Below are 10,297 nucleotides of genomic sequence, written 5' to 3'. Positions count from 1 at the left end.
GTGATCCGGCCATGACCAACAATCTCAATCAAAGGAGATAGAGACCCGACGCGGACGATCTCGATAAAGCGTCGCCCGGTGAGCGCCATGAGCGCGATCGCCTTCACCCGTGCATCTGAATGGTTCAGGAGCAGGCGAAACTCTTCCACCAGCCCCTTCCAGTGCGGGATGATCGAGATATTGTTGTGCCGCTCCGCCACCCGGCGCCGGTATTGGGCATTGATCCCCTCGACGGCCTCCGGGTCCTGCCGGATGATCTCCATAAGCTTGGCCGCGACCTGCTTGCGTCGATCCGGGTCCGCCTCCGCTCGTTCCAGCCCTTCGCGCAGCGCCTTGCGGAACTTCGAGGTATAGAGCTTCTGCGTGCTGGGCGTCTTGTCGGAGAAAGCCTGCTGCTCCTGGTCCCAGAGCACGAGGATGCGCCGTTTCCAGTGGCTCGACATCTCGGGAACGACAAGAGGAACCACCTCCCCCACGAATGCCTCAAGCGCATCGCTGAGAGCATAGCTGCGGCGGCGCTTCGGGGGTGTCTGCTCAGTGCCGGTCATCTGCCGTCTCCCGCAACCTGGATGACGGAAAGGATATATGCAAAATATATATTCGTAAAGGTCGCGCAGCGCACCTTTCTCATATATTCAGTGGTCAGCGGCGACTGTCATCAATGCAGGAAAGCCCCGGCCGGAGCGAGCGCTTTCCCGGACCGCTTCAGGCGCTCCTGTTACCGGCCGTCAAGGTGCCGGCAACGGGAGCGACAGGTCCCACGGAGGCAAGTCAGTCAGTGGACGCCCGTGCCAGGAACCTGCTCCGCTGGGGCTCCGGCATCCGTTCCTCCGCGAATTCGCGCGCGCGGGACAGATCACCCAGCTCCTCGAGCGCCCGGCAAAATCCCCAGGCACACTGGACAAGCTTGCTGGGGGCACCGGCCCAGAACTCGTTATCCGGAAACGAGCTGCACAATGCACCGAGCACGTCCTCGTCTATGCTTTCCTTCTTCGCCAGATCAACCAGCGTCTGGCTGGCGGACACCCAGGCACTCGGATCCACCGAGCGCTGCCCCTGTCGCACAAGGTTCAGAAACTCCGGCAACCCGTCACCATCGGCAGCGAGGGCCCCTGCCGAATTTTCCAGGTTGGAATGGACAACCTTCTGAACCTCGTCGACATCGATGGGCCCGGATATACTCTGAACAAGGATCTTCTTCAGGGAATATGCCCGGTTCAGCGAGGGGCCGACGGGATGTCCGGCGAACGGAACCTTCAGCTCATGGCCGGACGTCTGCTTCAGGATCTCCTGCGCATGCCGCGTATCCCGCTCGTGCCGATCATCATAGGCAACCAGCCCGGTCCGCCCGGCATGCCAGCCCTTCGATATACCATCGAAGGCGTCATTCAGCGCTTCACGTTCCTCGCGAAACCGGGTGTCCCTGATGGATTTCATGAACGGATCGAAGATCGAGTACAGGGGCGACAGCGCCAGGAAGTAATCGGCATCGAGGAAGGTGGAGCAATTGATCGCTGCAAACCCACCCATGGAGCTTCCGTAGGTGATGAGCCGTTGCCCCCCGAGGCGCTTGCGGAGAGCGGAGCATGCCTCCACGATCTCCGGCAGCATGAACCAGCAGTTCCTGTTGCTCGTGAAATTGACGAAATTGACCGGAAGGTTCCACTTCAGGAGCGACGCCTTCAGGAAGCGCCGGTCAAAATCTGCAGGTGTCACCGGGTTGTAGCGTGCCGATGCCCCTCTGGACGCGAAGCCGACGATCGTCACGTCATGCTCGAGCGTCCCGAGAGCTTCGACCAGGTAGCCCTCACCCTGATAAATGATCTGCGAAGTGAGGTTCATCATTTACCCTCAACCACGGTTGAATTTACACCAGACCAGATGCTCCCTCCGGAACCACAGGCCGCAACACCACGGCTCTCCCCAGGAGAGCGGGTCTCTGTCATATCTCTGATTTTTTCACCGCTGAGGCGCGGCATTTCCCCGTACGTCACATCGAAGCATACTCGGCGCTCCGGACGGACATTCTAACAGCCGACCCTCCCCAGTTTCAGCCGTGCCTTGTCAAAAGGGCTTATAAAACTGCGTCTTACAGAGAATCGTAGATCTCGAAATCCGATGCGAAGGCGCGCCGGTACAACCTCAGTGTCTTCTCGCTCAGGTCGAACCCGGTCCGAACAGGAGACACGTTCACCTGATCCAGCTTGATCTCCACGTTCAGCCTGTCGGCAAGGAACTTGCTGATCTCACGGTTTTCCAGCTCATACTTGAAAAGGTGATCGACAGCGATCGCCCCTGCCTTGTCGCACACGAACCAGCTTTGCGGCTTCAGATTTGCACATAGCGGCTTTTTCCGGTCTGGCAAACAGAAAGCCTGCACGAACTCATCGAAAGTCAGATCCTTCGTCGATTGCGGCTTTCCGTCCAGGGAGTCACGCCGGCGAAACCGGTACCAGCTGTTCAGCCAGCTCACGGGCTCCCGGAAGGCCGCCACGCATTCGAAGGGGCCATGCCCCTGCTTGAGAAGATCGGGTTCGACCTTTCCCCTGAAGTCAGAGACAGACGTGTGCTTGCCCGCCTTTTCGCCCTCTACTCCGATATAAGCAATATCCGCGATCTTGCGCAGATACCTGTTCAGCGCGGAAGTACCGGTCTTTGGAACGGCAAGAACAACAATTTTTGGTTCAAAAAACGCCAACATGCTCGGCCCTTCCTATTCCTCTGCGGCCCGTAAGGAACCTGATCGCTTCTCACGACCAGGCGGTCGCAAGCCTGAAGACCATTGGAATGCCCACTCGGCTCCCCTGCGTCTGAGACAGCCAGGGCAGCCGGAGGCCATCTCCCTCATGCGTTTGCCTGCACCAGGCTTACTGGTTGGCTTTTGCGTTCCTGATGAACTGCTTGAACTCGAAACCGGACTGGATGTTTTCACGCATCATCATGTGCATGAGAACGTTGGCCAGGTTTTCGTTCCGGCTGTTCCCCAGCTTCCGCATCCTGCGCTCGCCGGTCTGCTCGAGATTGGCCGACACGCCGATCTTCTCCAGAACCGGAGCCAGGTAGTTCGGGAAGTTCGAAACCGCGTCTTCATAATAGATCTCGATGGGGGAGATCTTGTGACGGCGGAAGAACACCTGCCACTGCTCGTCCTCCTTGAGGAGGCTGCGCAGATGCACCTTCGCGAGCTCGATGTTGAACTCGAACTTCGAGTTGAAATCGTCGGACTTGGCATCGGCCTTGTCCCAGACGTTCAGCGCCTCGGCGATATATTTCGACACCACCTGCTCGAAGGCATTCGCGCGGCGGATGTAGACCCAGGTCGCATCACGGAAGTACTCGAAAAACGGCAGACACGCAGGCGTGTGCCTTTCCGGATCGATCATCTCGGACAGGACAGTCATCTGATGGAACATGATCTTGTCGAAGAAAATCACTTCTTTGTCGCGAAATGCCTTTACCTTCTCGACCGTGACATCCCAGTCCTCAGACGACCGTTCAGCCGCGATGACCTGCCTGTAGAATGCTTCACTCTCAGTGCGCGACCTTCCCGTGATATTCTGGAAGTCATCCACGACCATTGTTGAACCGCTACGCTGTGTAGCAGCGAATAGAAGTGCCGGTTTACCGAAGCTCTTCGTCATGTTTTGAGCCGCCTTAGTTTGAATTAGTTCGTTTTGCGTAAACACCCAGCGCGTACACGTTCAGCGGCACGGGTGATCCGTCCGTACCAATTATTAGCCTTATCCTCTCGGAAGCCAGCGCATTATGGTCCTCCACCTGCTGCCGGGGGAGCAGTATGTGCTGGAAGCTGGAAAATTCATTGACCTTCCGCCGCCCGACATCGATCCGAGTGTCTTCGGAAAGCCCGTCACAGATGATCTGGAAGAAGATGTCCACCGGCGTGTCCGAGGACACCTTGATGATCCACTCCAGCCACTCGTAGTCCTGCAGGTTCGGCTCGTCGAGGGCCAGTTCGTAGGTGAACCAGGAGTTCTTCTCGCCGGTCGGATTCGCGCGCAGTCCGTATCGCGTTTCGGACGCGTTCTGGTGGAGATTGGACAGCTCGAAGGTCGAGAACGTGCAGACCGCGTTCGGATCCGGGCAGCCGAACTGCATGAGGCCCGACACCATCTCGAACGGATGCGCGCGCGTGGCCTCGGTCAATCCGTGCTGGTTGATGTCCAGCCATGCCTGAGGCGTACGGGTTTCGACGTCATCATCCTCAAATCCCTGCGGCATCCCAACCACATACTTGTCCGGAAAACGAACCATCTCCTCTAATTCGTCAAGGCGTCCGCGAATTTCGCCAAGAACCGAAAGGAGCTGTGTAGTTTTACTCATAGCTAAGGTTTCCCATACTTAAGAGAGAGTCTTCCGGGCTTCCGTCAATTTGTTTTCCAGGCGGGTAGCTCTGTTCAGCTCCCAGCGCCAGGCGTTCCAGCGATGCTGCAGCTCAACATCCAACTTGGCGTTGTTGGCTACAAGCGAAATGATCAGGGACAGGGACGGGTCGACATCCTTCTCCCAGATTTCGGACCACACCGCACTGAGTTCGGTACGCTTCAGGTACTCCGAGACATACCAGGAGATATCCTCAATTCTTCGGTGCTCCAGCTTTTTCCAGAACTGTTCGGAGTCCTCCGAAACATACTGGGCCTTCGCCTTCCGATAGGAGTACTCGATATCCTTCAGCTTCTTGTCCAGCCGGATGATATCCCCACCCGTGACGACCGAGGTCGGCCGGCGACAATAATAGTACAGGCAGTCCTGGACGGCCGTATATCTGTGGCAGGCCGGGAACAGCAAGCTGTTCCGGAGCAGATCTTCCGTGATGGACAGGCCCACGTCGATGGAATTGTGCTCCGGAACCCGCCGCCAGAGGTCCCGGGCGTATATCTTGTTCCAGACCACGTTTCTAAAAGTATTGTTGAGGAAGGCCCTGTTCGCCTCGGCACCATCGATCGGGTCAACCTGCTGAATATCGTTGAACCGGATGGGCCGTCCATCGGCGTGAAGCTCGATCGCCTGGCATTCGACGATTTCGCTGTCTGTCAGAATGGCCTTGTCGAACATGATTTCCGCGAATGACGGGTGGATATAGTCATCGCTGTCAATATTCGCGAAGAACAGGCCGCACGCATCGTCTGCCGCAGTGGAGCGCGCCTGATAAAGACCGCGGTTCTGGGCGTGATGAATGATCCGGAACCTGGCGTCATCGCCGATGGCTTCGCGCATCACGGCTTCCACATCTCCGGGAGAGGCGTCATCCACCACGATACATTCGAATTCTTCGAGAGTCTGGTCCTGAATACTGCGAAGGCATCGGCCCAGAACGGCCTCGGTGCCGTATACGGGAACAAGAAAGCTGATCTTCGGGTCCACATGGCTGGCCGCGTTGTTTGCCGCACCCTTCCAGTAGTCCTTCCACTTCAGGTCGCTTTCCTTTTCTTCTTCGGTCTGCTCATACTCCGGCGCCGTTATGCGACCCGTCTTGTCGATTTCGGCAATCAGGTCGATCCAGATATCGACAACGCGCTCCTCGGAGAACTGCTCCTGAACGAACTTGCGCGCGGCGAGCCCCATTTCCCGCATCCTGTCCGGATTTTCGAGCAGTTCGGAGACACAGGCCGTGAGAGCATCGACATCGCCGTACGGAATGAGCCGCCCGGTCACGCCATCCACGATCTGGTCGCGAAGGCCGGGGATATCGAAGCACACCTGGGGGAGGGCATGCATCGCGGCCTCCAGCAGGACCATCGGCTGGCCTTCGATCTCCGACGTCATGACGAATACGGACGCCTTGTTGTAATAGTCTTCCACGCGCGTGGTCCGGCCGGGGCTGCGCACCGCGTCCGGCCGACACCCCGTGGCCCGGCGATAGTACTGATCCTGAGTCCAGCTGTAATTCCCGAGAATTGTGAGAACAGATTCGGGAACCATGTCCTGCAATTTCGCCTGCATGGCGTAGAGCAGGTCGATCCGCTTGGCTTTCTTGAAGAAGTGTGAAGCAGACAGAACACGCTTCGAATTGTAATCCGCAACACCCGAGGGATCATAGGGAACCGGGTTGGGGATGGTGTAGATATTGTCCAGATGCTGCCGGAAGCTCTTGTGAGTATCTTCGTTCAGCAGGATGACGCCGGTGAATTTCTTGTAGAAATCGTAGCGGTCATTGAACCACTTGTCATACCCGGCCTTCCGGTCACGCGCGAACTGGAACAGGGGATAATAGTACGAATTGTGCTCGGTCAGGACGACTTTCACGCCCTCGTCGGCAACCTCGGCGATAACTTTGACGTGGTCCGCTTCCCAGTGGAAGTGATCCGACAGGAGGTCAATCTTATGCTCCTTGACCGCGTTCAGTATTCCCTCTTTCGTGAAGTCTATTTCCAGAACGTCCACATCGATCTGATAATGTCTCTGAGACCCTGGCTGAACAAAAATTACACACTCAAAATACGTAGAAAGAGCATTGGCAAGACTGACAACCACCCGTTCAGCGCCACCGACCCCAATGCTTGGAATGATAAATCCAATTTTTTTGATCATGCTTTACCCAGGAACTTGATGTTGTGACGTATTCGATGCGCGAACTGAGCGGTCAGCCTTCGTGTCTGTCGTTCGCGTGCTTGCTCATTGGCGTCCTATATGTCGTTGCCGAACCTCGGGCTGTCGCTCCGAGATCCGGGACAGCCTGTTGGACCATGTTCCAATTCTGCTTGCAAGGCTATTTACTCGCCCTCCTTGCAGTGCAACATAATTTTCTAGCTGAGGTTGAGGGATGTTGCCGGAGATGTGTGGCAGGCCTCTCCGCCCGCCCTCATGGCGCCGGCTTCTGCAGCCGGAATCGGGGCCGGGTGCGCCGTCGGGGCGAGGCCCGCGCTCGGGGTCTCATGCCGGAGATGTCATGACATCCGGCACGGGCCGCGTTTCGGTACTGACTTTCCATTTTTTTGCACTGTTCGGCAAGCACCAGGATGATCCGGGCAGACCGGAATTCCGGTCTGCGCCAACGGGTCCCGGCCCGGGGGGGCTGTGCCGATGGGGCCTCGCGGTCGGGGGAAGGCGACTTCGGGGCGATCTGCCGCGCCCGGATGCCGGGGGTTCGGCTTCGCGTGACGGTGCTTCCATTTCCGGTGCGGGGCTGGCGGGTGTGCTGCTCCGGGAGTGCACGGCGCTGCCTGCATTGTGCGGTTGCGAGGAACGGGCGGCAGGGCTGCGCCGGCGTCAGGCGCAGCCGGGGATGGCACGGTGATTGCGAAGGTCGCGCTCATGCCGGATGATGTCCGCTCCGCGCGCCTCGGGGCCGGCGCCGGGGCGGCCGTGGCCCATCCCCCTTCGCAGTGCAACATGGCGCCGTTGGCCTGAATGCGCCGGCGAAGCGCGGGGCCTCCGGGACCCTTCGCTCGGGACTTTCCGGATCAGGCGGGCAGACATGGCACGGCGTAGCGGTCTTTGCGGGTAAGCCATCCGGGCCCACGGTATCGGACCGTCGCTCATGACCCCGGGCAGATTTCCGGGCCCCTTCCGCGGCTGCCGTTCCAGGCGGCGGCGGATGGCTCCGATATCGGACCGTTCACGCCTCGGGCAATCGGGGTTTCTTCGCGATGATGGCCGGGGTGGCCTCATTTCCGTATGGTTCGGTGCAGTGTCCGGATCTCGTGCATCCCTCAGGCGGACCGGAACCGGGTCAGCGGCGGCGTCCGGAATGCACGGAGATAAGGCCTCCGCTGCGGTGCGGCAGCGCGGCGGGGCCGGCGGGATCCGCAGGCGAGGGGTCGGAGGCGGGAGGCCGGTCGGCCGCGGCCCTGGCCAGTTCCGCCTCGGCCATGTCGTGCAAGTCGGCGGCCAGGAGCTTTCCGGCCCGTTCCATTGCCGTTTCGACCGCCGGCGCGAGCCGTGCGCCGATCTCGCCCTGCAGCCGTTCGGTGAGGAATTCGCCGGCCTGGATGGCGATGCGCTCTTCCAGAACCGGGGTCAGCGCCTCGGTAAGGGAGCTGCGCAGGCCCGGAATTTCGGCCTCGATCCGCTCGCGTGCCGCGGCATCGGCGGCGGAGACGGTCTCCTCCATCCGGGTCGCGAAGGCCTCGGCGAAGGTTTCGGCCAGCGGGCCGGAGAGCAGTCCGACCATCTCCTCCGCCAGCCGCTCCCGGTCCAGCGCCGGTTCGAAGGCATCGGCGAAGGCCGGGGGGAAGCGGGCGTCGAAGGCCGCGCCGAAGGCTTCCGTGAAAGCCTCGGCGAAGGCGGGCGGGAAGGCATCCGGGAACGCGGCTTCGAAGGCGGGCGGGAAAGCCGCCTCGATTGCCGGGGGCAGCAGCTCGGCGAGCAGTTCCTCGACCGTGGGGGTGATTTCGCCGCGCAGCTCCGCACCGTGCCGGGCGAGCGCCTCGGACATCGCGTCGCGGATCTCTTCCGAGAGGGCGGTGCTGCGGGTGTCGATCTCCTCGCGCGCATGGCTGATGACTTCGGTCGCGGTAATGGTCGCGGCGTCGCGCACCGTCTCCTCGACGAACTGGCGGGTGCTGTCGCGCTCGGCGGCAGCGCTGGTCTCCTGCAGCGCGATCGCGGCGGCGATCTGCTCCTGCAGCCCGGCGAGTTCGACCCTCAGCCCGGCCAGGGCGGCGGCACCCGCCTTCTCCTGCCGCGCGAGGCGCCAGGCGAGCAGGCCGCAGAACAGCGCTGCGAGCACGGTGGCCAGGGCCAGCAGCAGGTCGGCCGGGCCGAGCGGCAGCAGGGCGATGGGAAAATGCGGCTGGTCGGGCATCGGCGGGTCTCCCGTTCGGAAGGAAGACCCGAGAGTCGCGCGTCAGGATTAACAGCCAGTTAAGGGCGAAGCCCGGGTCAGGGCGTGGTGACCGGGCGCCTTGCGGTGCGCACCTTCCAGGCCAGCCAGCTCAGCGAGACGCCTTCGCCGACCAGTTCGATCCCCAGGCACACGCCCAGCAGCCACAGCGCGGTGACCGGCAGGCTGGCATAGAGGAAGAAGGCCAGCACCACCGAGGCCGATCCGCTGAGCAGCACCCAGCCCCAGTTCGGGAAGGGGCGGATGGAGAGGGCGAAGATCACCCGGGAGATGCCGCCGATCAGGAACAGGATGATCAGCAGCAGGGTGAGCATCAGCAGCCCCTCGCCGGTGTTGCGCAGGATGAACAGGCCCACGAGCAGCGACAGCAGCACCGAGATCGCCTGCAGCCAGAAATACGGCAGGTGGCGGCTGGCGATGAGGCCGATGCCGCGCATCACCCCGCCGATCACCAGCAGCCAGCCCAGCACCAGGGTGATGGCGAGCGAGGAGAACACCGGGAACAGCAGGGCGCAGAGGCCCGCGAGGGTCATCATCCCGCCCTGGACTAGGTACCAGAAGGAATGGCGGCGGACGCTCTCGCGCATCGCCTCGCGCAGGATGGCGGCGGCGGCGGGGACGGAGACGCTCACGTGGCATCTCCGGGGCGGAGGGCCGGGGGCAGGCGGAGCTTGGGCATCTGGATCGGGTCTCCCGAGGCTGGAGGCGGATGGCGGGGACAGCGGGGGCCATGCCGGTCCCGGGCGGATGCCGCCGATCCTGCGACGCTCCCGGCGGCTTGGCAAGCCGCGGGGGGCGACACTGGTGCCGGGCGCGCAGCGCCCGGCCCGGCCCAAAGCGGCGGACACCGACAGGTGGCCACAGCACGGGAGCCCCCAGGCCGCAAGGCCATTGGCCGGAGGGGGGCTCCCGTGCTCCCTCGACCCGCCCCTCGCGGGGCGCGTCTCCTGCGCTTTGGGCCGGGCCGCGCGTGCCGCGCGGCGGAAGGGCGGGACGTGCCGCGGCGGCAGGGCGGGCGCGGGGTGGCAGGGCGAGGCGCGTGCCGGGCCGGAGGCGGCGCGGGGACACCAGTGCTGGGCCGGGCCGGCCGGGGCCGCGGGTGGCACGCCGGCCCGGCCCCGGAAGGCCGGCCTTGCCGGGAGGGACAGCGGGGAGGGGCGCGGACCGGAGGCCCGGGCGCATGGGGTAGGGCGCGGAGCCGGGACCGGACAGGCGGTGCAGCGGCGGGCGCGAGAGGCGGCCGTGCCTCCTGGGGGGATGCGGGCGGCAGGGGGAATGGCGGGAAAGCCGCGGCAGGGCCGGGATGACGGGGCCCGGGCGCCGGAGCGCGCGGAGCCGGGACCGGCGCCGCGCCGCCGGCGGGTGCGGGAAAGGTGCTTGATGTGACCGGGCTTTGCGCCGAAACTCGGCGCTGCGGTCCGCGGGCGCGCCTGCGGGCGCACGGGAATTTTCCCCGCCGTTCCCGGGCCGTGATGACCCCGCCCGCCGGGGCGG

7 protein-coding genes and 1 pseudogene are annotated in these 10,297 nt (G+C 62.5%); all 8 read right to left on the bottom strand.

The window, feature by feature from the left end; translation table 11 throughout:
* Positions 1–44 precede the first annotated feature (44 nt).
* Positions 45–263, bottom strand: a pseudogene (locus FDP22_RS25405) (protelomerase family protein); the annotation flags it as partial.
* A gap of 508 nt (positions 264–771) precedes the next feature.
* Positions 772–1,845: a hypothetical protein gene (locus tag FDP22_RS23280; protein ID WP_138579548.1), complete on the bottom strand. Its 1,074-nt coding sequence runs from the start codon at positions 1,843–1,845 to the stop codon at positions 772–774.
* A gap of 244 nt (positions 1,846–2,089) precedes the next feature.
* The gene (locus FDP22_RS23275) at positions 2,090–2,701 is read right to left on the bottom strand and encodes a sulfotransferase family 2 domain-containing protein (protein WP_138579550.1); all 612 of its coding nucleotides are present in this window, start codon (positions 2,699–2,701) and stop codon (positions 2,090–2,092) included.
* Positions 2,702–2,867: 166 nt separating this feature from the next.
* Positions 2,868–3,641: a Stf0 family sulfotransferase gene (locus FDP22_RS23270; protein ID WP_138579552.1), complete on the bottom strand. Its 774-nt coding sequence runs from the start codon at positions 3,639–3,641 to the stop codon at positions 2,868–2,870.
* A gap of 13 nt (positions 3,642–3,654) precedes the next feature.
* A complete protein-coding gene (locus FDP22_RS23265; protein ID WP_138579553.1) occupies positions 3,655–4,341 on the bottom strand; it encodes a hypothetical protein in 687 nt (228 codons plus the stop codon).
* 18 nt (positions 4,342–4,359) lie between these two features.
* Positions 4,360–6,549, bottom strand: a complete 2,190-nt coding sequence (locus FDP22_RS23260) for a glycosyltransferase (protein WP_138579555.1) — start codon at positions 6,547–6,549, stop codon at positions 4,360–4,362.
* A gap of 1,141 nt (positions 6,550–7,690) precedes the next feature.
* Positions 7,691–8,764: a hypothetical protein gene (locus tag FDP22_RS24670; RefSeq protein ID WP_170317855.1), complete on the bottom strand. Its 1,074-nt coding sequence runs from the start codon at positions 8,762–8,764 to the stop codon at positions 7,691–7,693.
* 77 nt (positions 8,765–8,841) lie between these two features.
* A complete protein-coding gene (locus FDP22_RS23250) occupies positions 8,842–9,435 on the bottom strand; it encodes an HdeD family acid-resistance protein (RefSeq protein WP_239032038.1) in 594 nt (197 codons plus the stop codon).
* Positions 9,436–10,297 lie beyond the last annotated feature (862 nt).

This window comes from Paroceanicella profunda, assembly GCF_005887635.2.
GTDB classification, from domain to species: Bacteria; Pseudomonadota; Alphaproteobacteria; order Rhodobacterales; family Rhodobacteraceae; genus Paroceanicella; species Paroceanicella profunda.
The sequence above is the reverse complement of the archived record's forward strand: the minus strand, read 5'-3'. Positions and strand labels throughout refer to the sequence as shown.

What these genes read in the sequence shown, in the direction of transcription:
- FDP22_RS24670 (WP_170317855.1), bottom strand. Translation starts at nt 8,764, where the DNA reads ATGCCCGACCAGCCGCATTTTCCCATCGCCCTGCTGCCGCTCGGCCCG.
- FDP22_RS23265 (WP_138579553.1), bottom strand. Translation starts at nt 4,341, where the DNA reads ATGAGTAAAACTACACAGCTCCTTTCGGTTCTTGGCGAAATTCGCGGA.
- FDP22_RS23270 (WP_138579552.1), bottom strand. Translation starts at nt 3,641, where the DNA reads ATGACGAAGAGCTTCGGTAAACCGGCACTTCTATTCGCTGCTACACAG.
- FDP22_RS23280 (WP_138579548.1), bottom strand. Translation starts at nt 1,845, where the DNA reads ATGATGAACCTCACTTCGCAGATCATTTATCAGGGTGAGGGCTACCTG.
- FDP22_RS23275 (WP_138579550.1), bottom strand. Translation starts at nt 2,701, where the DNA reads ATGTTGGCGTTTTTTGAACCAAAAATTGTTGTTCTTGCCGTTCCAAAG.
- FDP22_RS23260 (WP_138579555.1), bottom strand. Translation starts at nt 6,549, where the DNA reads ATGATCAAAAAAATTGGATTTATCATTCCAAGCATTGGGGTCGGTGGC.